The organism is Serratia sp. G204Y, assembly GCF_051172435.1.
Classification (GTDB): domain Bacteria; phylum Pseudomonadota; class Gammaproteobacteria; order Enterobacterales; family Enterobacteriaceae; genus Serratia; species Serratia sarumanii.
In genome coordinates this window covers 69,585-96,206 of the sequence record NZ_JBPIZA010000004.1, presented here as the reverse complement: position 1 = coordinate 96,206, position 26,622 = coordinate 69,585, and the positions used below count along the sequence as shown (strand labels likewise).

The window sequence follows — 26,622 nt, the reverse complement described above, 5'->3', positions numbered from 1 at the left end:
TTTGCGAGGCCAAATACGCGGGGACGATCGCCCCCGGCGCGCTAAACGATTGATTATTCGATCTCGAACCACTCGGTGTTCTGCTGGGCAATCGGGGTGATGGAGTAGATCATCTCCTGCAGGTGATCGTGGATGGCGCGCTCCGCCGCCTCGGCATCGCGCGCTTTCAGCGCCTCGTAGATGCGGTAGTGCTGCTTGATCAGGCTCTCCGGCGGCGAGACTTCGCTCAGGCTGAGGAAACGCACTCGATCCATGGTGGCCTTGATGGTTTCGATGGTCTCCCACGCCAGCGGGCAGTCGGCGAACTGGGTCAGCAGCTGGTGGAATTCGTCGTCCAGCGCCAGAAACTCGCGCGTTTGCCCGTTCTGCGCCGCCAGCGCCTGGCGGTGCAGGTTATGCTCCAGCGTCATCAGCTGCGCCGGGGTGGCGCGCTCGGCCGCGCGGCGCACGATGGCGCATTCCACCGCCTGGCGGATAAAGCGCCCGTCGGCCACGCGCTTGGCGGAGATTTTCATCACAAAAGTGCCGCGCTGCGGCAGGATCTGCACCAGGCCGGCCTCCGCCAGCTTGATGAAAGCTTCGCGCACCGGCTGGCGCGAAACGCAAAAGCGCGTAGAAATCTCTTTCTCGGACAACAGGGTGCCGGGGGGGATGGTGCAGTCGACGATATCCTTGCGCAGGAAGCGATAGATCTGTTGGTTGACCGGGACGTTGTTGGTGAGACTGTACGTTTCAGACATGGCGACAATCAGGCATCTGGCTGGAATTCGAATGCCACCATACTAGCAGATTATTGGTTGAGGGCGGGTGGATAAATCCACCCGCCGGGCAGGGTAACTCAGTGATGCCAATCCTGATATTCCTGCTTGCGCCGCCCTGGCGCGGTTTCCGGCATCAGGCTCAGGCCGATGGCCGACACCACGCCCAGCACCATCATGTAACCCGCCAGCCCGTAGTAGTGGCCGCCGGTCACCTGCAGGATCTTCACCGCCAACAGCCCGAGAATGCCGCTGCCGATCAGCGAGCCGATCTGCCAGATCAGCGCGATGCCGCTGCAGCGCACGCGGGTGGGGAACAGCTCCGGGAAGTAGGAGGCCTGCGGCGCGTAGCACATACTGTGGCCGAAGGTCAGCACCACGATCATGGCGATCTGCGTCACCCAGAAATTATCGAGGTTGATCGCCATAAAGAACGGCACAATGCACGCCACCTGCAGCAGCGCGCCGGCGATGTATACCGGTTTTCGCCCAACCCGATCGGAGAGGCGGCCCATCAGCGGAATGGCGAAAATCTCCAGCAGCACCGCCACGATCATCGCCTCCAGCAGAATGCTTTCGTTGAGATGATTGGCCTTGCCGTAGGCCAGCACGATCACCGTGAACATGGCGAAGGCGCAGGCTTCAATCAGCTTGGCGCACACCCCTTTGCCGATAAGGCCGGGATAGCGGCGGGCTACTTCCACCACCGGCCGGCTCTCCACCGCCTTGGTGGCACGGATCTGGGTAAACACCGGCGACTCGTCGATCTTCAGGCGAATAAACAGCCCGACGATCACCAGCAGCAGGCTGAGCAGGAACGGAATGCGCCAGCCCCAGTCCAGCATCTGCGCCGGCGACAGCACGGCGGTCAGCAGCGCGAACAGCCCCGATGGCAGCAGGAAACCGGCGGGCGCGCCGATCTGTACCCAGCTGGCGTAGAAGCCGCGCCGCGGCGGCGGCGCGTATTCGGCGGTCATCAGCACCGCGCCGGCCTGTTCGCCGCCGACGCCGAAGCCCTGCAGCACGCGGATAAAGATCAGCGCGAGCGGCGCCCAGATGCCGATCTGCTCATAGGTGGGCAGCAGGCCGATGCAGAAGGTGCCGAGGCCGACGATCAGGATGGTGATCACCAGCGCCTTCTTGCGGCCGACCTTGTCGCCGATGTGGCCGAACACGATGCCGCCCAGCGGGCGCGCCAGGAAACCGACCGCGTAGGTGGCGAAGGCCGCCAGCGTGCTGATCAGCGGATCGGCGCTGGGGAAAAACAGCTGGCCGAAGAACAGCACCGCGGCGGTGCCGTAGGCGAAGAAATCATAATACTCGGCGGCGGTGCCGATGGCCGAAGCGCTGGCGACGCGCCGCAGCAGCGGTTGATTGCCGGTATTGACGGCGTTATGCGTGGTGACGGTCATCGGAAACCTCCCGGTCGGTAAGCGGCAGAGCGGCGACGGCGGCTTTGGCCCCCAGGCTCAGCAGTTGATGATAAGCGTGGCTGACGGCGCGGACGAAGTCAGGCGAGTCGGGCAGATCCTGGCCGAAGACGCTGTCGAGCTGCAGCAGCGCCAGGACGCGGGGCCGGCCTTCCTCGCTGCCGGCGACCAACGCGGCGATGGGGTCGCGCAGCGGATCGCTGATGTCGATCGGCGCGCCTTGCTCATCGCGGCCGCCGACGTAGCGCATCCAGCCGGCGACGCCCAGCGCCAGGCAGTCGAAGCGGCTGCCATGCGCCAGATGCCAGCGGATCGCGTCCAGCAGCCGCTGCGGCAGCTTTTGCGTGCCGTCCACGGCGATCTGTGCGGTGCGGTGCTTCAGCGCGCGGTTGCGGAAACGCCGCAGCAGCGAGTCGGCATACTGCGCCAAATCGACGTTCGGCACCTGCAGGGTCGGTGCCTGTTCCGCCAGCATCAGGTGACGGGCGGCGCGGACAAAATCCGCATCCTGCATGCAGTCGCCGATGTGCTGATAACCGGCCAAATAGCCGAGGTAGGCGAGGAACGAATGGCTGCCGTTCAGCATGCGCAGCTTCATCTCCTCGTACGGCAGCACGTCGCTCACCAGCTCGGCGCCGACTTTTTCCCAGGCCGGGCGCCCCTGGGGAAAGCGATCCTCAATGACCCACTGGCTGAACGGCTCGCAGGCCACGCCGACCTCATCCTCGACGCCGCCCAACCAAGCATGGAGCTGCCCGCGGGCTTCCTGCGTCATCGCCGGCACGATGCGATCCACCATGGTGGAAGGGAAGGCGACCGCTTGACGCACCCAGTCGGCCAGCGCCGGATCCTGCCGCTGCGCCAGGTCGAGCAGCACCTGACGCGTGACCCGGCCGTTGGCCGGCATATTGTCGCAGGACATCACGGCGAACGGCGGCAGCCCGCGTTCGCGGCGCAGGCGCAGCGCCGCCAACAGCAGCCCCGGCGCCGACTGTGGCTGCGCCGGGTGAGCGATATCATGCGCGATCGCCGGGTGTTCCGCCATCAGCCGGCCGCTGGCAGGGTGGTGGCAATAGCCCTTTTCGCTGATGGTCAGCGAGACGATGGCGATCTCAGGCTGCGTCAGGGCCGCCAGCACCGCCGCCAGCCCGTCGGTTTGCAGGTGCAGCGCCTGGCGCACCACGCCGATGACCCGGCCCCGCAAGCCGTCGTCGTCCATCTCTGCCACCGAGAACAGCAGATCCTGTTGCTGCAGGTCGGCGATCTTTTGCCGGCCGTGCTGCATGCTGATTTCGCAGTAGCCCCAGTCGCTGCCGTGTTCGCTGGCCAGCCTGTCGGCGTACATCGCCTGGTGCGCGCGGTGAAACGCGCCGAAGCCGATATGCACCATGCGCGGTTTCACGCGCTCACGTGCGTAACCGGGCCGGAGAACGGCGGCCGGCAGCGCGCTGTGATCGGAAAGTCTCATGTTCAATGTCCCTGGAGAGGTAAGCAAAGGGGCGAAGCCGCCCCGCCTGGCGTTATGGTTTTAAGATTTGCACGCCCGCCGTCGCGCGCGGCGCCTTGATCACCAGCAGCACCAGCAGCGCGCCCAGCGCGGCGACGCCGCCCGCCAGCATAAAGGCGCTGTCGAATTTGCCGGTGTTCTGCACGATGTAGCCGGTGACGATCGGCCCGATGATGCCGGAGACGCTGCCGATCAAATGAATGAACCCGCTGGCGCCGCCGACCCGGGATTTATGCACCACGTCCTGGATGATCGCCCAGTAGAGAGCGCCGGTGATGTAAAGGAAGAAGATTGACACCGACATCAGCATCACTGCCGGCACCACGCTGCTGACGGTGCCCGCCAACGCCACGCACACCGCCGCCGCCAGCAGGCTGGTGACCAGCACGATCTTGCGCGACAGCAGCAATTTGCCGGTGATGTTGAAGATCTTGTCGGAAATATAGCCGCCGAGCGCCAGCCCGACGAAGCCGACGATCCACGGGATCATCGTGGTCAGGCTCATCTCTTTGATGTTCAGGTTGTGCGCCTGCACCAGATACGAGGGGAACCAGCTCAGGAAGAAGAACAGAATGTAGTTGTAGCAGAAGAAGGCGAAGGCGGTGACCAGAATGATCGGCTGCTTCAGGTAGTAACCCAGCCCGTGCGCGGCGTCGCTCAGCGCGCTTTCCTCGCCGAGGTTTTCCTGTTTCAGCCGCGCGATCAGCGCCCGTTCTTCGGCGCTGACGCGCTGGCTTTTCGCCGGGTTATCCGCCACCACGAAGAACCACACCAGCATCCAGACGATGCCGATGGCGCAGATGATCATAAACGCCGGTCGCCAGCCGAACGCCAGCGCCAGATAGCCGACGATCGGCCCGGCCACCGCGCCGCCCAAAGGCGAACCGGCGCTGAGCAGGCCCATGGCGGTCGCCGCCTGCTTCTTCGGGAACCAGCCGTTGATCATCTTGTTGGCCGAGGCGCAGATCGGCCCTTCGGCCATGCCGAACAGGATGCGCAAGATCAGCATCGAGTAAAAACCGGTGGCGATCGCCGTCATGCCGCAGAAGATAGACCACAGACCGACCGCCACGCCCAGCACCAGCGTCGGGCCGAAACGGTCGACCGCCAGCCCGCCGACGAAGTTGAAGATGGCGTAGCCGAAGAAGAAGCTGCCGAAGATCAGGCCGAACTGTTCGGCGTTCAGCATCAGATCCTGTTCGATCATTGGCACGGTGATCGACAGCGCCACGCGGTCGAGGTAGTTGATCATGTAGACCATGAACAGCAGGAACACGATGGTCCAACGCAGGTTTTTAAACATAAAGCGCTCCACTGGGTGTCGTTTTAATCGTGATGCTTCGTTGTTTGCACGGGCGGCGGGTGCCGCCCAATGCCCCGATGCTGCCTTGGCGTTACTCGAACTGCAGCAGCACCTTGCAGCAGGTGCGCTGATCCCGCTCGAACATCAACATCGCCCGTTCGACGTCGGCGGCGGGCACGCAGTGGGTGAGCAGCCGCTGCGGCTCTAGCTTGCCGTCCGCCATCCAGCCGATCACCTGCGGGAAGCGCGCGCTGTTCAGGCGCGAGGAGAAGATCGACAGCTCCTTGCTGGTGATGCTCTGCTGGGTTAGCGTGCAGGCGTCGCCGGAAAAGCCCATGATGCCGATGCGCGCCGCCGGCGAGGCCAGATTGATCGCCTCCGGCAAAATGGCGGGGTGGCAGGCGGCATCGACGATCAGCGTCGGCTGAATGCCGCGCTGCTGCAGCATCTGCGGCAATGCGGCCTCGGCGTTGTTGAACGTCTCGTCGGCGCCGTTGGCGCGCGCCATGTCCAGCCGTTCGGCGATGCGATCGACGACCCACACCTGCTTGACGCCGTACACGCCTTTCAGCGTCTGGATCACCGTGAGCCCCATCGGCCCGGCGCCGTAGATCAGCGCGGTGTCTTCGGGGCGCGGTTGCAGATGGGCGGTAATGTTGGCGGCGATGCTGAAGGGTTCGATCATCGCGGCGTGGCGATCGCTGATGACGAGCGGAATCGGATAGGCGTTGCGCGCCGGCACGCAGGCGTAGTCGCTGAAGCCGCCGTCGCGGTGCACGCCGATCACCTGCAGCGAGGTGCAGACGTTGGGGCGGCCGACCGAACAGGGATAGCAGTGGCCGCAGCTCACCACCGGATCTACCGAGACGCGTTCACCGAGGCGCGCTGGATCGACGCCTTTGCCCAGCGCATCGATCAGGCCGAAGAACTCGTGGCCGATCACCCGCGGATAGCGGGCGAACGGGTTATGGCCGTGATAGATATGGACGTCGGAGCCGCAGATGCCGGCGAATTTCACCTTGACCCGCACCTCGCCGGCCGCCGGCTGCGGCAGCGCGCGCGTCTGCAGCGCCAGGCGCCCGGGCTGTTCGATCACGACGCTGCGCATGGTGTTTACCAGTTCCATAAGGTGCCATCCTCCAGACGCGCGACCGGCAGGTAGGCCGGTTCATACGGATAACGCGCCGCCAGCTTCTCATCGAACTCGATGCCGATGCCCGGCTTGTCGCCCGGGTGCATATAGCCGTCGTCGAACGTCCAGCTGTGTGGGAACACCTCGAGCATCTGCTCGGAATAGCCCATGTATTCCTGCACGCCGAAATTCGGCACCCACAGATCGAAATGCAGCGCCGCCGCCATGCAGATCGGCGACAGATCGGAAGGGCCGTGGGAGCCGGTGCGCACCTGATACAGCGAGGCGAAGTCGGCGATGCGCCGCATGCCGGTAATGCCACCCGCGTGCGTCAGGGTGGTGCGGATGTAGTCGATCAGCTGTTCTTCGATCAGCTGTTTGCAGTCCCAGATACTGTTGAACACCTCGCCGACGGCGATCGGCGTGACGGTATGCTGGCGGATCAGGCGGAAACAGGCCTGATTTTCCGCCGGCGTCGGATCTTCCATCCAGAACAGGCGATACGGTTCGGCGCTTTTGCCGAAGCGCGCCGCTTCGATCGGCGTCAGGCGGTGGTGCATGTCGTGCAGCAGATGTTCGTTGAAGCCGAACCTGTTGCGCACCGCGTCGAACAGTTTGGGGGTGAAATCGAGGTATTTTTCCGTCGACCACAGCTGCTCTTCCGGCCAGTCGCCCTTGGTGGCCGGCTCATAGGCCTGGCCTTTGCCCTTGGCCATGCCGTAGGTGGTTTTCATACCCGGCACGCCGCATTGAACGCGGATCGCCTTGAAGCCTTGTTCTTTATGTTTGGCGTAGTCGTCGAGCACCTCGTCGATCGAGTGGCCGGTGGTGTGGCAATACACCATCACACCAGAGCGCGAGGCGCCGCCCAACAGCTGATACAGCGGCATGTTGGCGGCCTTAGCCTTGATGTCCCACAGCGCCATGTCGACAGCGGAAATGGCCGACATGGTCACCGGGCCGCGCCGCCAGTAAGCGCCTTTGTAGAAGAATTGCCAGAGGTCTTCGATCCGCTGCGCGTCGCGGCCAATCAGCTGCGGGCAGAGGTGATCTTTCAGGTAAGAGGCCACCGGCAATTCGCGCCCGTTCAACGTGGCGTCACCGAGGCCGACGATGCCGTCATCGGTGGTGATTTTCAGCGTGACAAAATTGCGCCCCGGGCAGGTGACGAACACCTCGGCGTTGACGATTTTCATAACCTTCACATCCTGTAGCTGCGGAGAGATAGCGCGAAAATACGTCATGAGCTAACTACCATACAAGTATGATTTGATGAATTTGCCGGAGAGGATCACATTTGATCGCGAGCGGAAGCGGGTAAACGGGGGAAGAAACGGGGCGCAGCGGCTGCGCCCGACAAGGTCAGCCCAGCAGGGCGCAGTTAGGCGGCAGGCGGCATTCGATGGCCTGCGGCAGCACTTCGATGCGGAAATGGCGGCCCTTGAGCGGTTCGCCGTCGAGGTTGAAGGTCATCTCATGCGGCGCGTCGATCTCGAGCCACGGCAGCGCCGCGCTGAGGATGCTGTTGCTCTCTTCGTCGTTGAACAGGGCGGCGACCAGCGCCGGCAGCAGCTCATCGGCGATCAGCAGGCGCAGCTGCAGCAGGCCGTCGTTGATCAGCGCGCTGGGGCACAGCTCCTGGCCGCCGCCGGCCTGTTTGCCGTTGCCGATGCCGATCACCAGCGCCTCGCCGGCCCAGCGGAAGTCCGGCCCACGGATTTCACAGCGGTCGGCCTGCAGCGTATCCATGCGCAGCAAGCCGTGCACGAAGTAGGACACGCCGCCGAGAGCCGCCTTCAGCTTCTCCGGCGTTTCGGTGGTGATGCGGGTGCCGAAGCCGCCGGTGGCCATGTTGATGAAGTAGCGCTCGCCGTTGACCTTCGCCAGATCGATCGGCACCGAGCGGCCCTTGATCGCCAACTGCAGCGCCTGTTCCGGCGAAGGGGGGATGTTGCAGGCCATGGCGAAGTCGTTGGCGGTGCCGAGCGGCAGGATGCCCAGCGCCGGCCGGTTGTGCGCCGGCAGTTGCACCAGCGCGGCGGCCACTTCGTTGATAGTGCCGTCACCGCCGCCGGCGACGACGGTGCCGACGCCGAGCTGCGTGGCTTCCGCGACATAGCGCGCGGCGTCGCCGTGCTCCCAGGTCACGCGCACGTGCAGCGTGATTTGCTCTGCGCGCAGGCGTTTTACCACCTGACGCAGCTCTTCGTTACCGGCGCCTTTGCCGTTGATGATAAGCAGGGCGGGCGCATGTGAGTGTTGAGGCATTGCCGATATCCTCCGGCGGAAAACCAAGAATGCCTCAAGATAAACCAGCTGCCGCCACCAGGCCATCAGAATATTCAGCTAATTCTGGTTATTTCCCGGCGTTCAGTGAATAAGAAACAAGGCGAATTTATCTGAATTTTACCCGGAAATAAGCCAGGTTTTAAAGACGAGAGGATTAATCGCTGTAGCGTTATTTATATATCGAGGCGACGTGATTATTATTATTAAAACGGATAACGGGAATAAGTTATGGAAATCGGCGCGGCGAAAAAATAGGCGCACCCATAAAGAAAAAGCCAGCCCAAGGGAGATTGGGCCGGCTAAGGAGGTGGTTCCTAGTATTGCTATGCAAATATTTTCGTTGTTCGTTTTAAGCAGCGTGATAGTAACCAAGCTGCGCGCACATTGATGTGATCCAATTCTAATATTTGCTAAAAATCGCCGCCGAATGACGGCGATTCATTTTTATGCCCCGGCGCTATTTTCTTCCGCCAAATTGCGGATCAGCAACGCATAATTGAGATCGATATCCTGCGGGATCGGCAAATAAACGATATGGCCGTTGCCCGGCGCCACCTCAATCGGCTCGCCTTTCTTATTTTGCATGCTCTCGAGGGTGAACACCACGTTGCCGCCCGGCGTCATCATCTCGACGCTGTCGCCGAGCGCGAACTTATTCTTCACGTCGACTTCCGCCCAGCCATCGCGGCGCACGCCGGTGAATTCGCCGACGAACTGCTGGCGCTCGGAGAGCGAGGAGCCGTAGTCGTAATTCTGCTGCGCTTCGTGCACGTGGCGGCGCAGGAAGCCTTCGGTGTAGCCACGGTGCGCCAGGCCTTCCAGCGTGGTAAGCAGAGTCGGATCGAAGGGTTTGCCGGCGGCCGCGTCGTCGATGGCGCGGCGGTAGACCTGGGCGGTGCGGGCGCAGTAGTAGAAGGATTTGGTGCGGCCTTCGATCTTCAGCGAGTGCACGCCGAGCTGCGTCAGACGCTCCACGTGCTGGATGGCGCGCAGATCCTTGGAGTTCATGATATAGGTGCCGTGTTCATCTTCGAAGGCGCTCATATATTCGCCTGGCTTTTGCGCTTCAGACAGCATGAACACCTTGTCGGTCGGCGCGCCGATGCCCAACGTCGGCTCGACGGTTTGCACCGGGATCGGCTCGTGCAGGTGCACGATATTGCCGGTGTCGTCCTCTTTGCCTTCTTCCGCTTTGTACTGCCAGCGGCAGGCGTTGGTGCAGGTGCCCTGGTTGGGATCGCGCTTGTTGATGTAGCCGGACAGCAGGCAGCGGCCGGAGTAGGCCATGCACAGCGCGCCATGCACGAAGATCTCCAGCTCCATGTCCGGCACTTCGGCGCGGATCTCGGCGATCTCTTCCAGCGACAGTTCGCGCGAGAGGATCACGCGGGTCAGGCCCATTTGCTGCCAGAACTTCACCGTCGCCCAGTTAACGGCGTTGGCCTGCACCGACAGGTGGATATCCATCTGCGGGAAGGCTTCGCGCACCATCATGATAAGGCCGGGATCGGACATGATCAGCGCATCCGGGCCCATATCGATAACCGGCTTCAGATCGCGCAGGAAGGTTTTCAGCTTGGCGTTGTGCGGGGCGATGTTTACCACCACGTAGAATTTTTTGCCCAGCGCATGGGCTTCATTGATGCCCTGCGCCAGATTCTCGTGGTTGAACTCGTTGTTGCGCACCCGCAGGCTGTAGCGCGGCTGGCCGGCGTAAACCGCATCGGCGCCGTACGCGAAGGCGTAACGCATGTTTTTCAGCGTTCCGGCCGGGGAGAGAAGTTCCGGTGTAAACATAGTGTGTCTCGGTCTGATTTCAGGTCAGCACCACGCCACCTGATGGCGCAGTAAAAGCGGGGAATTGTAGCCGCAGCGCGGCAAGAAATCAGCAGTTAACCGGATTTATTCAGGGGAGATTGATCTTGGTCAAACGGAAAATGCGCGGCGGCGGGCCACCGCGCGGGAGAAAGGGAAAGATCAGGCGCTCAAATCGCGGATATCGGTGGTCGGGCCGTTTTTCATCACCGATTGGATACCGTTTTTGGCGGCGCTTTCGGAGCTGTACATTTCGCTGACGCCGATCACCTGATGGTTCTTTGCCTTCAGCACAAAATAGGGCTGATTGCTGGCGCTGTGCTTCAGTTCGTACTGCGCTTCGTGCGGTGAATTGGTCTGCACCGAAGCGATGCCGTTCTCCGCCGAGGCTTTGCTGGCGTACATTTCGCTGGCCAGAATGCTCTCGCCGTTACTGGCTTTCAGGTTGAAGTGGTACTGCCCGTTCTTTGCTTTTTTCAGCTCATAATGACCGATTGCCATGGTTCTTCTCCTGTAGGTTCCGATTCGTGATGTAAGTGTAGCCAATCGCTTGAAAATCGGCGGCTAAACCTCACAGCAGCTTAGTCGAAAAAATGCGCAGTTTTTTTGCGCCGGCGCGGAGTTTTCATTCGGTGAACCTGGCGCCGCACGGGAAGCTAAGGGAAGGCGCGGTGATTGCGCAGTGCGCCGCATAACAAGGGGAACAGGGTTTCACCCCGTGAGATTGTGCGTTACGGTTTGGCCGTTTCGTCAATATGGATGAAAAATGAGCGATACATCTTGGCATCGACACGCTACAGGCATATGCTTTGGCCTATGCCTGCTGTGGAGGTTGTCGAGATGGAAAGAATCGCAAAGCTGTTTAAAAACGGCAGAAATCAGGCGGTGAGGTTACCGGTGGAATTTGAATTTGATACGGATCGTGTCTATATCCGTCGCGATCGGGAGGGCAACGTGATTTTATCCAAATATCCGGCAAAGCCGGACAGCTGGGCACCGCTGCTGAGCATTATCGCCCAAACGCCGGTGCCGCAAGAGTTTCTTGGCGCGGAAGATCGTCAGCAAGGGGTTGCAGACCGCGATCCATTCTCAGAGGAAGAGTAGGCGATGTACATGTTTGATACCAACACCGTCAGCCACTTGTTTCGGCAGCATCCGCAGGTGCTTAACGTCATGGAAAAGCTCCCGCCTTCTGCCGTATGTATTTCCAGCGTCACGGAGGCGGAACTGCTTTACGGTGTGGCTAAACGGCGGAACAAGGCGTTGCAAAGCATGGTCGAGGCCTTTCTTGCCGCGGTGACGGTCTATGCATGGGATAGCGAGGCCGCCCGCTGCTACGGTGAAATGCGCGCGAACATGGAGAAAAAAGGCAAAATCATGGGCGCGCTGGATCAACTGATCGCCGCGCACGCGCAGAGCCGTGGCGCGACGCTGGTGACCAACGATCGCGCATTCGCCATGGTGCCCGGGTTGGCGGTTGAAGACTGGACGCGCTGATTTCCCCCTAAACCCCATTCACCAGCCGGCAGGGCTCGGCTTCCCAGCGGTAGCCCACGCCGTATACCGAGCGGATAAAGGATTTTTCCCCGTCGATCAGTTCCAGCTTGCGGCGCAGGTTTTTGATGTGGCTGTCGATGGTGCGGTCGGTGACCACCCGGTAGTCGTCGTACAGGTTGTTCAGCAGCTGCTCGCGAGAAAATACGTTGCCCGGCTGGCTGGCCAGCGTTTTCAGCAGGCGGAATTCCGCCGGCGTCAGATCCAGCAACTGCCCCTGATAGCTGGCCTGGAAGCGCGGTTCATCGATGTGCAGCAGGTCATCTTCCCGCGCGCTCTCCTGCGGCCGATAGCTGCGGCGCAGGATGGTTTTCACCCGCGCCACCACTTCGCGCGGGCTGTAGGGTTTGCAGATGTAATCGTCGGCGCCGATCTCCAGCCCCAGCAGGCGGTCAATCTCTTCGATTTTCGCCGTCACCATCACGATCGGAACGTCGCTGAAGCGGCGCAGCTCGCGGCACACCGTCAGCCCGTCGGCGCCCGGCAGCATCAGGTCGAGCAAGATCAGCGCCGGCGGATGCTGGTGCACGGTCGGCACCACCTCGTTGCCGTTGGTCAGCCAGCGGGTGGCGTAGCCCGCCGCCTGCAGATAATCCACCAGCAGCTGGCCCAGCTTGGGCTCATCTTCAACAATCATGATCTGCACGGGTTGATTCTGAATGTCCATCAGGGCGCCTTATTTTTTATCGGGGTAGCAAATTCTACTGTAATGCGCACGCCGCCTAAAGGCGAATGCTCGGCGCGGATTTTCCCGTCGTGCGCTTCCACGATGTTGTGGCAGATCGCCAGCCCGAGCCCGGAACCGCCGCTGGCGCGGTTGCGTGAACCTTCCGCCCGGTAGAAACGTTCGAAAATGCGCGTCAGTTGCTGATCGCTGATGCCCGGCGCGCTGTCCTGCCAGTAGAGGAGCAGCCGCCCCGGCTGCAGCTCGGCGCCGATCTCCAGCCGGCCGCCGGCGTCGGTGTAACGCAGGCTGTTTTCCAGCAGGTTATTGAACAGCTGGTTCAGGCGATCGGGATCGCCGAACAGCGGCGCCTGGGGCGGCAGATGGGTGACGATCTCCAGCCCTTTGGCGCGGAAGCGTTCGCGAAAGGCGGCGACGGCGATCTGCAGCAGGTGTACGCAGTCCACCGACGATTTGCGATAGGCCAGCGCGCCGAGATCGGAGAGCGACAGCTGGTGCAGATCGTCGACCAGTTTGGTCAAGGTGGATACCTCGGCCTGCAGCGAGCTGAGCGACGCCGGCGTCGGCTGGCGCACGCCGTCCTGCAGCGCTTCCAGTTCGCCGCGCAGCACCGCCAGAGGCGTGCGCAGCTCGTGCGATACGTCGGCCATAAAGGCGCGGCGCATCTGCTCGTTTTTTTCCAACGAGGTGGCCAGCTGGTTGAAGTCGTGCGCCAGCCGGCCCAGTTCATCCTGGCTGCTGACCGCCACGCGGGTGGTGAAATCGCCCGCCGCCAGGCGGTGGGTGCCCGCCACCAGACGCTTGACCGGGGCCAGCATGCCGCGCGACAGCAGCCAGGTCACCGCCGCCGCCAGCAGGGTGGAGAGCGCGACGATAATCCAACTGGTGCGCCGCTGCTGGCGATCGAAGTTGATGTCGGTATTGCGCGTCAGGCGCTCGACCGGGGTGGTGAGCACCCAGCCGACGATCTGGTTGTTGTAGCGGATCGGGTGGCGCGGCCCCTCTTTCGGCAGGGGGCCAGAATGCCCGACCAAACGATTGAACTGGCTGTCCACCACCCAAAACTGGGTGCGCCAGCCCTTGGGCGGCAGATTGTGGCTGCTGTCGCTGTTCTGCTCGAACGAGCGCATGATCTGGTAGACCACCTGATCGTTGTTGCGCAGGAATATCCAGTTGCCATGGTGGCTGTACTGTTCCTCCAGCGCTTCGCTCAGCATGTTGATGCGTTGCTCGTTGCTGCTCTTGATGTAATCGATAAAGCCGCGCTCAAAGCTGACGCGCACCCCCCAATGCATGGTGATCAACACCAGCATGCAGGTAGCGAAAATGGCCAGGAACAGTTTCCCGGTAATGCCTATCCTCATTGCAACCTCGTTGAGCCGGTACCCGGCTCTTTGGTCAGCGTGCGGTTGGGCGCGCTATCGGCCGGCACGCGCGCGAAGGCCAGCGCGGGCAGAGCGATAATCAACGCCATACAGCAGTAGCTGTAAATAAATGCGCTGTGAATGGCCGGACTATCGGCCACCACCTGATGATGGGCGAAGCTGCCGATCAAGATGCCGTCGACGCTGACGCCAAGGCTCATCGACAGCTGCATGACCATCGATAACAGGCTGTTGCCGCTGCTGGCCAGCCTGTCAGGCAGATCTTTCAGCGTCAGGGTGTTCATCGCCGAGAAGCGCAGCGAGTTGACCATCCCCTGGAAGAACAGCACCACCGGCAGCAGCCACAGCCAGCCGAGCATCGCCGCCAGCAGGAAGCTCAGGCTGACCAGCGCCAGCAGCAGCGTGGCGGCCACCAGCACGTTACGGTAGCCGAAGCGGTTGACCACCTGCACCACGATGCGTTTCATGCCCATGCTGCCGATGATCATCGGGATCATCATCAGCCCGGCGTGGAATGGGCTGAAGCCCATGCCGACCTGCAGAAACAGCGGCGTCATGAACGGCAGCATGCCGCTGCCGATGCGCCCCAGCAGGCTGGCCAGCAGCCCGATCTTGTAAGTCGGGGTGCGCAGCAGCCGCAGCGAGAACAGGGCGCGGCTATTGCCGTAGGCATGCCAAACATACCCCAACAGCGCCGCTACGCCCAGCGCCACCAGGCCGGCGATGGCGCCGCCGGACAGCCCCATGCCCTTGTGGCCGTCGAGCGCCAGCGTCAGCGACGCCATGCCGATCGCCAGCAGGATAAAGCCGCTGAGATCGAAGCGGCGGGTCTGCATTTGGTAGTTGGGCATCAGCAGCAGCGTGGCGATGGCGCCAACGATGCCCACCGGAATGTTGATCAGGAAAATCCAATGCCAGCTGGCGTATTGCACCAGGAAGCCACCCAGCGCCGGCCCCATCAGCGGGCCGATTTGCCCCGGCAGCGTCACGAAGGTCATCGCCGCCATGTACTGCTCGCGCGGCACGATCTTCATCACCGTCAGGCGCCCGACCGGCACCATCATCGCGCCGCCGATGCCCTGAAGCACGCGCGAGGCGATCAGCTCGTTCAGGGTTTCCGAACGGGCGCAGAGGAGGGAGCCGAGGGTGAACAGCAGGATGGCGCTGAAAAACACCCGCTGTACGCCGATCTTGTCCGCCAGCCAGCCGCTGGCCGGCAGCGTCACCGCCACCGTCAGCACATAGGAGACGATCACCGACTGCATGCGCAGCGGGTTCTCCCCCAGGCTGGCGGCCATCGAGGGCAGGGCGGTGTTGACGATAGTGGTATCCAGCGTCTGCATAAAGAAGCCGAATGCCACTATCCAGAGTTGCCAGCGTACCGTGGCGGCGTGTTTTATCAGCATCTGTCGGCCATTAATGCGGCAGCGGGGCCAGTTGCTTGTTGCGGCGGAACTTCGCCTGCAGCCGGTCGAAGTAAAGGTAGACCACCGGGGTGGTGTACAGCGTCAGCAGCTGGCTCATTACCAGGCCGCCGGCGATGGTGATGCCGAGCGGCTGGCGCAGCTCCGCGCCGTCGCCGCTGGTCAGCACCAGCGGCAGCGCGCCGAACAACGCCGCCAGCGTGGTCATCATGATCGGCCGGAAACGCAGCAGGCTGGCCTGGAAAATCGCCTCGCGGGCGCTGATGCCGCCGTTGCGCTGCGCCTCGAGCGCGAAGTCGACCATCATGATGGCGTTTTTCTTCACGATGCCGATCAGCAGCATGATGCCGATCAGCGCGATCAGGCTGAACGGCGCGCCGAACAGCTCGAGCGCCAGCAGCGCGCCCACGCCGGCGGAAGGCAGCGTGGAAAGGATGGTCAGCGGATGGATATAGCTCTCATACAGCACGCCGAGCACGATATAGACCGTGGCGATAGCCGCCAGGATCAGGATCAGCTGCGACTTCAGGGTGTCCTGGAATACCTGGGCGGTGCCGGCGAACGCGCCGCGTACCGTAGACGGCACGCCGAGCTGAGTCATGGTGCGCTCTACCGCGGCGGTGGCGTCCGACAGGCTGCCGCCGTCCGGCAGGTTAAAGGAGATGGTCGAGGCGGCGGACAGCCCCTGATGGTTGACCGACAGCGGCGCGTTGGCCGGCCGCCAACTGGCGAAGTAGGAGAGCGGTATCGCCTTGCCTTCGCTGTTGATGATGAACATTTTGTCCAGCGAGCTCACGTCCTGGGTGTAGGGCGGCGCCACTTCCATCACGACTTTGTATTGGTTAAGCGGTTGATAGATGGTCGAAATCTGCCGCTGGCCGAAGGCGTTGTTCAGCAGGTTGTTGGCGTCGGACACCGAAATGCCGAGGCGCGCCATGGTTTCGCGATCGTAGACCAGATCCATTTCCGAGCCTTTATCCTGCTGATCCGAGTTGACGTCCGCCAGCTCGGGCAATGCGGCCAGCGCGGTGCGGATCTTCGGCTCCCATTCGCGCAGCGCGGCGAGATCGTCCGCCAGCAGCGTGTATTGGTAGCTGGCGTTGGCCTGCCGGCCGCCGACGCGGATATCCTGCACCGCCATCAGAAACAGGCTGGCACCCGGTTCTTTGGCCAGGCGAGCGCGCAGGCGGGCGATCACTTTCTGCGCGTCGTCGCTGCGTACCGACAGGGGTTTCAGTGAGATGAACATCGAACCACTGTTGGTGCGCGAGCCGCCGGTAAAACCGGTGACGTTTTCCACGTCCGGATCTTCGCGCACGATTTTCATGAAGTCTTCCAGTTTGCCGCGCATCGCCTGGAACGAAATGCTTTGGTCGGCCTGGATAAAGCCCATCAGGCGCCCGGTATCCTGTTCCGGGAAGAAGGTTTTCGGGATGCTGATATACAGCCAGACGTTGAGCGCAAGGGTGGCGAGGAACACCGCCAGCACCCAGCGCGAGTGGCCGAGCACCCAGTTCAGCGAGCGTCCGTAGCCCTGCTGCAGCGCCAGCAGCATTTTGCCGAAGCCGCGCGCCCGCCGCTGCGAACGCGGCGGCTGGTGGCGCAGCAGGTAGGCGCACATCATCGGCGTGAGCGTCAGCGAGACGATGAGCGACAGCCCGATCGATACCGACAGGGTGACGGCGAACTCGCGGAATAGCCGGCCCGGCAGGCCTTCCATCAACAGCAGCGGGATAAACACCGCCACCAGCGAAACGCTCATCGACAGCACGGTGAAGCCGACTTCCCGCGCGCCCAGCAGCGCGGCGTTGATCGGTTTCATGCCGGCCTCGACGTGGCGGGAAATGTTTTCCAGCACCACGATGGCGTCGTCCACCACAAAGCCGGTGGCGATGGTCAGCGCCATCAGCGACAGGTTGTTGAGGCTGAACCCGCACAGATACATGGCGGCGAACGAGCCGATCAGCGACACCGGCACGGCGACCGCCGGGATCAGCGTGGCGCGCCCGGAGCGCAGGAAGATGAACACCACCAGGATCACCAACCCGATGGCGATCGCCAGCGACTGTTCCACCTCGGCCAGCGACGCGCGAATGGTCGGCGAACGATCCTGCGCGACGCTGAGTTTAATCGAGGCCGGGATATTCTCCTGCAGGGCGGGCAGTTCGGCGCGAATGCGATCGACGGTTTCGATGATGTTGGCGTCCGGCGCGCGGCTGATGGCCAGAATGATCGCCGGTTTGGCGTCGGTCATCCCGGCGTTGCGCACGTCTTGCACCGAGTCGTTGACCTCGGCCACGTCGGCCAAACGCACCGCCGAGCCGTTGTTGTAATGAACGATCAGCGGACGGTAGGCCTCGGCGGTTTTCAGCGCGTCGTTGGCCTGGATCTGCCAGCGCTGCTGCGGGTTTTCCACGGCGCCCTGCGGGCGGCGCACGTTGGCGTTGGCGATGGCCTGCCGTACGGTGTCCAGCGACACGCCCTGATTGAACAGCGCCGAAGGGTTCAGCTCCACCCGCACCGCCGGCAGTGAACTACCGCCCACGGAAACGTCGCCGACGCCCTCGGTCTGGCTGATCTTCTGCGCCAGCTGGGTGGAGGCGAAATCGTAAAGCTGCCCCTGGCTGTAGGTGTCCGAGGTCAGCGTCAGGATCATGATCGGCGCGTCGGAAGGGTTGACCTTGCGGTAGCTGGGGCGGCTCGGCATGCCGGTCGGCAGCAGGCTTTGCGCGGCGTTGATCGCCGCCTGCACATCGCGCGCGGCGCCGTTGATGTCGCGATCGAGATCGAACTGCAAAATGACCCGGGTACTGCCGAGCGAGCTCATCGAGGTCATTTCGTTAACCCCGGCGATGCGGCCCAGCGCGCGCTCCAGCGGCGTCGCCACCGAGGACGCCATGGTTTCCGGCGAGGCGCCCGGCAGCGACGCGCTGATCGAAATCACCGGAAAGTCCACCTGCGGCAGCGGCGACACCGGCAGCAGGCGAAAGCCGATCGCGCCGCTGATGGCGATGGCCAGCGTCAGCAGGGTGGTGGCCACCGGCCGGTGAATGAACAGGGCGAAGAATTTCACTGTAGCTCCTGCGTATCCGGCTGGCGATGCGTGTTGCGCGCCAGTTTGTCAAACAGCAGGTAGATCACCGGCGTGGTGAACAGCGTCAGGATCTGGCTCATGATCAAACCGCCGACCATACAGACGCCAAGCGGATGCCGCAGCTCCGCGCCGACGCCGGTGCTCAGCATCAGCGGCAGCGCGCCGAGCAAGGCCGCCAGCGTGGTCATCAGGATCGGCCTAAAACGCAGCAGGCAGGCCTGATAGATGGCGTCGCGCGGCGATAAGCCCTGCTCGCGTTCCGCCGCCAGCGCGAAGTCGATCATCATGATGGCGTTCTTCTTCACGATGCCGATCAGCAGGATGATGCCGATGATGGCGATCACGTCCAGCTCGCTGCCGGCCATCATCAGCGCGAGCAGCGCGCCGACCCCGGCGGTCGGCAGGGTGGAGAGGATGGTGACCGGATGAATGAAGCTTTCATACAGCACGCCCAGCACGATGTACATCGCCACCACCGCCGCTAAAATCAGCCACAGCGTGCTGCCGAGCGCCGCCTGGAAGGCCAGGGTCGCCCCCTGGAATTGGGTGGTGATGTCCCTCGGCATGTTGAGATTTTCTTCCGCCTGGGTGACCGCGTCCACCGCCTCGCCGAGCGAGTAGCCGTCGGCGACGTTGAACGAAACGGTGGCCGACGGGAACTGGTCGAGATGGTTGACCGACAGCGGGCCGAAGCGCTCTTCGATTTTGGCGATGGCGCTCAGCGGCACCACGGCGCCGTCGTTGCCGCTCAGACGGATCTCATTGAGCGCCGCCAGCCCTGGCGTCGCGCTGACGTCGTGCTCCAGCACCACGCGGTATTGGTTGGCCTGGGTGTAGATGGTGGAGATCAGGCGCTGGCCGAACGCGTTGTACAGCGCATTGTCCACGTCGCTCATGGTGACCCCGAGGCGGGAGGCCGAATCGCGATCGACGTTGACGTAGGCCACCAGCCCCTGATCCTGCCAGTCGCTGGTGACGTCCGCCAGCTGCGGGGTTTGCTTCAGCTCATCCATCAGCTGCGGCACCCACAGGCTGAGATCGTCCAGCGACATCGCCTGCAGGGTGAACTGGTACTGGGTGCGGCTGACCTGGGTATCGATGGTCAGATCCTGCACCGGCTGCAGATACAGCTTCACGCCTGGGAACTGCGCCGTTTGCTGCTGCAGGCGGCTGATGATCGCCGGAATGCGCTCGCTGCGTTCGCTCAGCGGTTTCAGGTTGATCTGCAGCCGGCCGCTGTTGAGCGTGGCGTTGCTGCCGTCGACGCCGACGAACGAGGTCAGGCTCTCCACCGCCGGATCTTTGAGGATCTGCGCCGCGACCTGCTGCTGGCGCTCGGCCATATTGCTGAACGAGACGTTCTGCGGCGCTTCCAGCGTGCCCTGAATGATGCCGTTGTCCTGCACCGGGAAGAAGCCTTTCGGGATCAGCAGGTACAGCAATACCGTCAGCGCCAGGGTGCCGACGGCCACGCCGAGCGTCAGCCAGGGATGGTTAAGCACCGTTTTCAGCCACTGGCCGTATCGCGCGATCACCCGGTCGAAAAAGCGCTCGGAGGCGGCGGAAAACCGGTTCTGCTTGCGCAGCGATTCGTGGCTGAGCATGCGCGCGCACATCATCGGCGTCAGCGTCAGCGACACCACGGCGGAGATCAAAATCGCCACCGCCAGCGTGACGGCGAACTCGCGGAACAGGCGGCCGACGATGTCGCCCATGAACAGCAGCGGGATCAGCACCGCCACCAGCGAGAAGGTCAGCGAGATGATGGTGAAGCCGATCTCGCCGGCGCCTTTCAGCGCGGCGTCGAGCGGTTTTTCCCCTTTCTCGATGTAGCGCGAGATGTTCTCGATCACCACGATGGCGTCGTCCACCACGAAGCCGGTGGCGATGGTCAGCGCCATCAGCGTCAGGTTGTTGATGGAGAAGCCGAGGAAGTACATGGCGGCGAAGGTGCCGACCAGCGACAGCGGCACCGCCACGCTGGGGATAATGGTCGCCGGCACGTTGCGCAGGAACACGTAGATCACCATCACCACCAGCGCGATCGCCAGCAGCAGCTCGAACTGCACGTCGCTGACCGAGGCGCGGATGGTGGTGGTGCGATCGGTCAGCACCTTGACGTCGACCGACTTGGGCAGGCTTTTAATCAGCGTCGGCAGCATTTCGCGGATGCTGTCGGCGGTGGTGATGACGTTGACGCCGGGCTGGCGCTGAATGTTCAGCACGATCGCCTGTTGCTTGTTGGCCCAGGCCGCCAGCCGGGTGTTTTCCGCCCCTTGTTCAATGGTGGCGATATCCTGCAGGCGGATCGCCGCGCCGTTCTGATAGGCGACGATCAGCTGGCGATAGTCGTCGGCAGATTTCATTTGGTCGTTGGCGGACAGGGTGACCGAGCGGGTCGGGCCGTCCAGGCTGCCTTTCGCCGAGTTGACGTTGGCGTTGCTGATGGCGGCGCGGATGGTTTCACTGTTCAGGCCATAGGCGGCGACCGCCGCGGCGTTCAATTTTACGCGCACCGCCGGGCGTTGGCCGCCGGCCAGCGTCACCAGGCCGACGCCGGTCACCTGAGAAATTTTTTGCGCCACGCGGGTTTCCACCATGTCTTCCACCTGCGTCATCGGCATGGCGGTGGAGGTCACGGCCAGCGTCAGGATCGGCGGATCGGCCGGGTTAACCTTGCTGTAGATCGGCGGGTAGGGCAGATCGGTCGGCAGCAGGTTGGTGGCGGAGTTGATCGCCGCCTGCACTTCCTGCTCCGCGACGTCGAGCGGCAGCGCCAGCTGGAACTGCAGTGTGACCACCGAGGCGCCGCCGGAGCTTTGCGACGCCATTTGTTTGAGGCCGGACATCTGGCCGAACTGGCGTTCCAACGGCGCGGTAATGGCGGAGGTCACCACGTCCGGGCTGGCGCCGGGATACAGCGTCACCACCTGGATGGTGGGGTAATCCACCTCCGGCAGGGCGGACACCGGCAGCGCGCGATAGCCGATAATCCCCGCCAGCAATATCGCCACCATCAGCAGCGTGGTGGCGACCGGACGCAGAATAAACAGGCGGGACGGACCGCCGCCGGCGTTGGGAGGCATCACCTGCATCAGGACTTCCTCTGAACGTCAGGTTCGCGCTTGGCGTTGGCCGCCGCCGGCGCTTCGCTCGGCGCGAGCACTTCCACCTGCATGCCTTCGGTCAGGCGATCGATGCCGTCGGTCACCACCCGATCGCCGGCGTTGAGGCCGGCGCTGATCACCACCTGCCGGCTGTCCTGCACGCCGGCGGTGACCCGATGTTTGCTGACCCTGTTGTCTTCGCCGAGCGTCCAGACGAAGTTGCCCTCGTTGCCCATCTGCAGCGCGGCGGTCGGGATAACCACCGCATCGTGCAGGGTATCCACCTGCAGCCGCGCGTTGACGAACTGGTTGGGGAACAGCGCGTCATCTTCGTTGGTGAAGCGCGCTTTCAGCTTGATGGTGCCGGTGGCGGTATCAATTTGGTTGTCCAGGCTCAGCAGCGAACCGGTCGTCAGCTTGTTCTGGTTGGTGCGATCCCAGGCTTCGGCGCTCACCGGCCCGGCTTTTTGCGCCTTGAGCAGATCGGCGATGTTGCCTTCGGGCAGCGTGAACACCACGTCGATCGGGTGCGTCTGCGTGATCACCACCAGACCGGTGGTGCTGCCGCTGGTGACATAGTTGCCGACGTCGACCAGTTTCAGGCCGACGCGGCCGTCGATTGGCGCAGTGATGCGGCTGTAGGTGATCTGCAGCTTGGCGCTGTCGACCGCGCCCTGATCGGCCTTGATCGCGCCTTCGGTTTGCTGCACCAGCGAGGCCTGCGTATCCAGCTCCTGGCGGGAAACCAGATTGGTTTTCACCAGCTGCTGATAGCGCGCCAGATCGCGCCGGGCGTTGGCCAGCGTGGCCTGATCTTTTGCCAACTGCCCCTGGGCCTGGGTCAACTGAACCTGGAACGGCCGGGGATCGATCTCCGCCAGCAGATCGCCGGCTTTCACCTGCTGGCCTTCGGTAAAGTGGATCGCCATCAGTTGGCCATCGACCCGGCTGGTGACGGTCACGGTATTGGCGGCGGTGGCGGTGCCCAAGCCGGAAAGATAGCGCGGCACCGTCTGGCGGGTGGCTGTCGCCGCCTGCACCGGCGACATCGGCGCGCCGCGTCTGCCGCCCGCCGCGCGGCCCGCTCCCGTTTTACCGGCGGCCTGGTGCGCGCCCGGCGTCGTCCCGGTGGCCGGTTGGGCGGCGCTGAAATGGCGCCAGGCCAGAACGGCGACGATGATCGCAATCGCCGCAACCAGCAGGCGCAGCAGCAGGGAACGACGTTGGGGTTTTGCATTCATGGTGGTGAAAATTCTCTCCAAAAGGCAGGGGCGCGGGCACTCATTGCCACAAAAATGACACTCCTTACAGGATACTAGTTTAGCCAGCGAAGACGGCATAAAAATGAAGGAAATATGGAGGAACCGTCAGCATTGTCCTAATAAGTGGGTGATTTGAGCATGCTATGTTTATAAGTGATTTATTCCGGCTTATAGCCAATGCGTTTTAACGATTTCCTGCATTTGGCGCTAATAATTAACAGGCAAATCATTTAACCCATGGAGCCTTTGTGATGAGCAAGAAACAACTGGGCCGTTCGGGCATTCAGGTGCCGGCGTTGACCTTCGGCGGCAACGTGTTCGGCTGGACGGCGGATCAAGCGACCTCTTTCAGCCTGCTGGATGCGTTGGTGGACAATCAGCTCAACTTTATCGATACCGCCGATGTCTATTCCAGCTGGGCGCCGGGCAACCGGGGCGGCGAATCGGAAACCGTCATCGGCGAATGGCTCAAGAAGAGCGGCAAGCGCGACAAGGTGATCATCGCCACCAAGGTGGGCAAACCGATGGGCGAAGGCAAACAGGGGCTGTCGCCGCGCTATATTCAGCAGGCGGTGGAGGACTCGCTGCGCCGCCTGCAAACCGATTATATCGATCTCTACCAGTCGCACGACGATGACCGCGATACGCCGCTGGAAGAGACGCTGGCGGCGTTCGATGCGCTGATCAAGGCCGGCAAGGTGCGGGCGATTGGCGCCTCCAACTATCAGGCGGATCGCCTGGAAGAAGCGCTGCGGGTGAGCGAAAGCAACGGGCTGGCGCGCTACGAAACCCTGCAGCCGGAATATAACCTGTATGCGCGCGAAGGGTATGAGGCCGAGCTGGAAGGCGTGGCGCAGCGCCATGGCCTCGGGGTGATCAACTTCTTCGCGCTGGCCAGCGGCTTCCTGACCGGCAAATACCGCAGCAAAGCGGACGAGGGCAAAAGCCAGCGCGGCGATCGCATCGTCGAACGCTACCTTAACCCGCGCGGTTTCCGCATTCTGGCGGCGCTGGATCAGGTGGCGGGCAAGCACGGCAGCTCCCCGGCGCAGGTCTCGCTGGCCTGGCTGATTGCGCGCCCGAGCATCACCGCGCCGATCGTCAGCGCCACCTCGTTGCCGCAGTTGGATGAGTTGGTCAGCGCCACCCGCCTGACGCTGGATGCGGACGACATTCAGACGCTGAACCACGCCAGCGCTGAGTAAGAGCCGCCGGCGATTTTGCTCTATGCTGAAGGGGTCAATATGACTTATTCAGGAAACCGCAATGTCTGGCGATACCATCAACGACCTCGCGACGCTGGAACAGCTGTACGGCAAACCCGCCGCGCCCTCGGTGTTTAAAGAAGTCAGCTATATCCACCCGGCGTACCGTCCGTTTATCGAGGCGGCGCCGTTTGCCGCCCTCTCGACGGTCGGACTGGACGGCATGGATGTCTCCCCGCGCGGCGATCCGGCCGGTTTTATCCATATCGAAGACGAGAAAACCCTGCTGCTGCCGGATCGGCGCGGCAATAACCGCATCGACAGCCTGCGCAATATCCTGCACGACAACCGGGTGGCGCTGCTGCTGCTGATCCCCGGCATCGGCGAAACGCTGCGGATTAACGGGCGGGCGGAGATCGTGGTGGCGCCGGCGGTGCTGCAGCGCTTCGCCCACCGCAATCAGCTGCCGCGTTCGGTGCTGCGCATTCGGGTGGAGGCGGTGTTTTTCCAGTGCAGCCGGGCGATCTTGCGTTCGGGACTCTGGGAAGAGGGCAGCCGCCTCGAACGTTCGGCGCTGCCCAGCCCCGGCCATATCTTGGCCGCGGTGAGCCAAACGCGCTTCGACGGTGAGGAGTACGACCAGGCGCTGCCGCAGCGGCTGAAGGATACGCTGTATTAATCGCCGCGGCGTTCGCGCCACGTTTGCCGGTTCAGCCGGTACAAGACGTGCTTTTGCAGCGGATGGCCCGCCGGCAGGCGTGGGTGCAGGAAGGTTTCGCCGTCAAATTGCATGCCGATGCGCGTCATCACCCGGCGCGACGGTTGGTTGTTTTCGGCGGTGAAGGACACCACTTCCGGCAAGTGAAGCGTGTCGAAGGCGCACGCCAGCGCCGCGCGTGCCGCTTCAGCGGCGTAGCCGTTGCCCCAATGGGCCGCCGCCAGCCGCCAGCCAATCTCCACGCAGGGGGAACAGGGCAGATCGTCGCTCGGCCGCGCCAGCCCGACAAACCCGATAAAGGGCGCGCTGTCTTTCACTTCCACCGCCCATAGCCCCCAGCCATGTTGTTGCATGAAGGCGCGGATGCGTTCGGCCTGCGCGCGGCTTTCCTCGGCCGTCATCGTCGCCGGGAAATAGCGCATCACCTGCGGATCGGCGTTAAGCGCAGCGAAGGCCGGCAGATCTTCGTCGCGCCAGGGGCGCAGCCGCAGCCTGGCGCTGTCGAGGGTAAGGATGGTTGACATGATGTATAGCCTCCAATGAGCAAGGGCGCGGCGAGCCGCGCCCGCGGGCTGTCAACGGAACAGCGTTTGCGCCCAGCGCGCCAGCCCGGCGGTGACCGAGCCGAAGTCGTTGCCGCCGACGATCGGAATGCCAGGCAGCTGCTGTTGCAGCGCGGCGCGCAGCAGGGGGGAGCGCGCGCTGCCGCCGGTCAGGTAGATCACCTGCGGCGCGGTCTGGCTGCTGGCCAGCGCGGCGCTGACCTGTTCCTGGATGCGCATCAACGGCTGCGAGATGGCGTCGGCGAGCTGAGCCTGGCTGATGCTCTCCGCCAGATCGGCCTGCACGAAGCCGAGCGGCGCGCTGATGGCGGTTTGGCCGGACAGGGCTATCTTACTCTCTTCGGCCGCGCGCACCAGTCGGTAGCTCAGGCGCTGCTGGTACACTTTCAGCAGGCGTTTGACCTTTTCCGGCTCCGCCGCGTCGAGGATCAGATCGCGCAGCACGCGGCCGTTGGCGGCGCTGTAGAAGTCGTTTTGCGCCGGCACGTCGTTGGTCGCCACCGCGTTCCAGTAAGGCAGCGCCGGCAGGGCGATGCCTTTCGCGGTTTCGCCGCCGAGGCCGAATAGTGGCATCAACTGTTTGAAGGCCAGCATGATGTCCAGATCGTTACCGCCGACCCGGCAGCCGCTGTGCCCCAGCAGGCTTTGCTGGCGATCGGCGCGGTCGCGCCACTGCGGCCCCATCAGCAGCACCGAGCAGTCGGTGGTGCCGCCGCCGATGTCCACCACCAGCACGGTTTGCTCTTCGCTCAGCGTCGCCTCGAAGTCCAGCCCCGCCGCCACCGGCTCGAACTGGAATTCAATGGCTTTGAAACCGGCGCGTTCGGCGGCGCGCTGCAAAATGCCCTGCGCCTGCCGGTTGGCCTCTTCGCCGCCGATGCCCTGGAAGTTGATCGGCCGGCCGATCACCGCCTGCTCGATACCGGTCTGCAGCACGTTTTCCGCCTGGCGTTTGATGTGGAACATCATGGCGCACACCAGGTCTTCGAACAGCGCGATCTGCTGCGGCTTCAGGCCGTTGGCGCCGAGGAAGGATTTCGGCGAGCGCACGAAGTACACCTCTTCCGGATCTTCCATGTAGTGCGCCAGCGCCTGCAGGCCGAACAACACGCTGTCGCCGTTGACCGGAATGTCCTCTTCGCGGTTGTAACTGATGGCGCGGCGCAGCAGCTGCTGGTTTTCTTCGCTGCCGGTCGGCACCTGCCAATGGCGGTGCAGGCATTCGCTCACCGCTTCGCGGGTCGGCGCGCACAGCATCGAAGGCAGATACGGTTCGTTGTTTTCCAGCGTCAGTAGCTCGGGGCCGTGGTCGCGCATCACCGCGACGGAACAGTTGGCTGTCCCGTAGTCGAATCCAATAAACATCTCTTTTTTGTCCCCATGCCAATGAA

21 protein-coding genes are annotated in these 26,622 nt (G+C 63.0%); 4 read left to right on the top strand and 17 right to left on the bottom strand.

Features of this window, described 5'->3' with window-relative positions:
- Window positions 1-53: 53 nt before the first annotated feature.
- From ACSBQQ_RS18735 to ACSBQQ_RS18695, 9 genes are all read right to left on the bottom strand, one after another.
- Window positions 54-740 (bottom strand): GntR family transcriptional regulator, encoded by a 687-nt coding sequence (locus ACSBQQ_RS18735; RefSeq protein WP_033635552.1) that lies wholly within the window; start codon window positions 738-740, stop codon window positions 54-56.
- Between the two features lie 98 nt (window positions 741-838).
- Complete coding sequence (locus ACSBQQ_RS18730; protein WP_033654553.1) at window positions 839-2,170, bottom strand: MFS transporter; 1,332 nt, start codon at window positions 2,168-2,170, stop codon at window positions 839-841.
- The gene (locus ACSBQQ_RS18725) at window positions 2,151-3,656 is read right to left on the bottom strand and encodes a mannitol dehydrogenase family protein (RefSeq protein ID WP_060428955.1); all 1,506 of its coding nucleotides are present in this window, start codon (window positions 3,654-3,656) and stop codon (window positions 2,151-2,153) included. Before ACSBQQ_RS18725 ends, ACSBQQ_RS18730 begins: the two co-directional genes overlap by 20 nt.
- A gap of 52 nt (window positions 3,657-3,708) precedes the next feature.
- Window positions 3,709-4,998: an MFS transporter gene (locus ACSBQQ_RS18720; protein WP_033648844.1), complete on the bottom strand. Its 1,290-nt coding sequence runs from the start codon at window positions 4,996-4,998 to the stop codon at window positions 3,709-3,711.
- A gap of 91 nt (window positions 4,999-5,089) precedes the next feature.
- Complete coding sequence (locus ACSBQQ_RS18715; RefSeq protein ID WP_080377050.1) at window positions 5,090-6,106, bottom strand: Zn-dependent oxidoreductase; 1,017 nt, start codon at window positions 6,104-6,106, stop codon at window positions 5,090-5,092.
- Between the two features lie 5 nt (window positions 6,107-6,111).
- Window positions 6,112-7,326, bottom strand: coding sequence for a D-mannonate dehydratase ManD (gene manD / locus ACSBQQ_RS18710; protein ID WP_047570971.1), 1,215 nt, complete (start codon window positions 7,324-7,326; stop codon window positions 6,112-6,114).
- A gap of 166 nt (window positions 7,327-7,492) precedes the next feature.
- Complete coding sequence (gene yegS / locus ACSBQQ_RS18705) at window positions 7,493-8,398, bottom strand: lipid kinase YegS (protein ID WP_060428951.1); 906 nt, start codon at window positions 8,396-8,398, stop codon at window positions 7,493-7,495.
- 465 nt (window positions 8,399-8,863) lie between these two features.
- Window positions 8,864-10,216, bottom strand: a complete 1,353-nt coding sequence (gene yegQ, locus ACSBQQ_RS18700; protein WP_033635545.1) for a tRNA 5-hydroxyuridine modification protein YegQ — start codon at window positions 10,214-10,216, stop codon at window positions 8,864-8,866.
- Window positions 10,217-10,396: 180 nt separating this feature from the next.
- Window positions 10,397-10,735 (bottom strand): YegP family protein, encoded by a 339-nt coding sequence (locus ACSBQQ_RS18695; RefSeq protein WP_033635544.1) that lies wholly within the window; start codon window positions 10,733-10,735, stop codon window positions 10,397-10,399.
- A 339-nt stretch (window positions 10,736-11,074) separates the two neighbouring features.
- On the opposite strand from ACSBQQ_RS18695, the gene ACSBQQ_RS18690 reads away from it, so the two are divergent.
- Both ACSBQQ_RS18690 and ACSBQQ_RS18685 read left to right on the top strand, forming a co-directional pair.
- Complete coding sequence (locus ACSBQQ_RS18690; protein ID WP_004941563.1) at window positions 11,075-11,338, top strand: antitoxin; 264 nt, start codon at window positions 11,075-11,077, stop codon at window positions 11,336-11,338.
- A gap of 3 nt (window positions 11,339-11,341) precedes the next feature.
- Entirely contained in the window at window positions 11,342-11,731 is a 390-nt protein-coding gene (locus tag ACSBQQ_RS18685) for a type II toxin-antitoxin system VapC family toxin (protein ID WP_041036282.1), read from the top strand.
- Between the two features lie 7 nt (window positions 11,732-11,738).
- Here ACSBQQ_RS18685 and baeR read toward each other — a convergent pair whose 3' ends face one another.
- The 6 genes from baeR to ACSBQQ_RS18655 are packed head-to-tail and all read right to left on the bottom strand — an operon-like array spanning window position 11,739 to window position 22,724.
- The gene (gene baeR / locus ACSBQQ_RS18680; RefSeq protein WP_033635542.1) at window positions 11,739-12,455 is read right to left on the bottom strand and encodes a two-component system response regulator BaeR; all 717 of its coding nucleotides are present in this window, start codon (window positions 12,453-12,455) and stop codon (window positions 11,739-11,741) included.
- Window positions 12,455-13,837, bottom strand: a complete 1,383-nt coding sequence (baeS, locus tag ACSBQQ_RS18675; RefSeq protein WP_033635541.1) for a two-component system sensor histidine kinase BaeS — start codon at window positions 13,835-13,837, stop codon at window positions 12,455-12,457. Before baeS ends, baeR begins: the two co-directional genes overlap by 1 nt.
- The gene (locus tag ACSBQQ_RS18670) at window positions 13,834-15,264 is read right to left on the bottom strand and encodes an MFS transporter (protein WP_060428946.1); all 1,431 of its coding nucleotides are present in this window, start codon (window positions 15,262-15,264) and stop codon (window positions 13,834-13,836) included. Before ACSBQQ_RS18670 ends, baeS begins: the two co-directional genes overlap by 4 nt.
- Window positions 15,265-15,274: 10 nt before the next feature.
- On the bottom strand, window positions 15,275-18,355 hold the full coding sequence (mdtC, locus tag ACSBQQ_RS18665) for a multidrug efflux RND transporter permease subunit MdtC (RefSeq protein WP_047570975.1): 3,081 nt from the start codon (window positions 18,353-18,355) through the stop codon (window positions 15,275-15,277).
- Window positions 18,352-21,471: an MdtB/MuxB family multidrug efflux RND transporter permease subunit gene (locus ACSBQQ_RS18660; RefSeq protein ID WP_033648836.1), complete on the bottom strand. Its 3,120-nt coding sequence runs from the start codon at window positions 21,469-21,471 to the stop codon at window positions 18,352-18,354. Before ACSBQQ_RS18660 ends, mdtC begins: the two co-directional genes overlap by 4 nt.
- The gene (locus ACSBQQ_RS18655; RefSeq protein WP_060428944.1) at window positions 21,471-22,724 is read right to left on the bottom strand and encodes an MdtA/MuxA family multidrug efflux RND transporter periplasmic adaptor subunit; all 1,254 of its coding nucleotides are present in this window, start codon (window positions 22,722-22,724) and stop codon (window positions 21,471-21,473) included. The genes ACSBQQ_RS18660 and ACSBQQ_RS18655 overlap by 1 nt, the downstream gene beginning before the upstream one ends.
- Window positions 22,725-22,996: 272 nt before the next feature.
- Here ACSBQQ_RS18655 and ACSBQQ_RS18650 point away from each other — a divergent pair, with 272 nt between their 5' ends.
- The gene (locus ACSBQQ_RS18650) at window positions 22,997-23,950 is read left to right on the top strand and encodes an aldo/keto reductase (protein WP_033648834.1); all 954 of its coding nucleotides are present in this window, start codon (window positions 22,997-22,999) and stop codon (window positions 23,948-23,950) included.
- 61 nt (window positions 23,951-24,011) lie between these two features.
- Complete coding sequence (locus ACSBQQ_RS18645; RefSeq protein WP_049213355.1) at window positions 24,012-24,629, top strand: pyridoxamine 5'-phosphate oxidase family protein; 618 nt, start codon at window positions 24,012-24,014, stop codon at window positions 24,627-24,629.
- On the opposite strand, the gene ACSBQQ_RS18640 is transcribed toward ACSBQQ_RS18645, so the two are convergent.
- Together ACSBQQ_RS18640 and yegD are read right to left on the bottom strand one after the other, a co-directional pair.
- A complete protein-coding gene (locus ACSBQQ_RS18640) occupies window positions 24,626-25,192 on the bottom strand; it encodes a GNAT family N-acetyltransferase (protein ID WP_049213356.1) in 567 nt (188 codons plus the stop codon). The genes ACSBQQ_RS18645 and ACSBQQ_RS18640 overlap by 4 nt on opposite strands.
- Before the next feature lie 51 nt (window positions 25,193-25,243).
- Window positions 25,244-26,596, bottom strand: a complete 1,353-nt coding sequence (gene yegD / locus ACSBQQ_RS18635; RefSeq protein WP_033648831.1) for a molecular chaperone — start codon at window positions 26,594-26,596, stop codon at window positions 25,244-25,246.
- Between the last annotated feature and the right edge of the window lie 26 nt (window positions 26,597-26,622).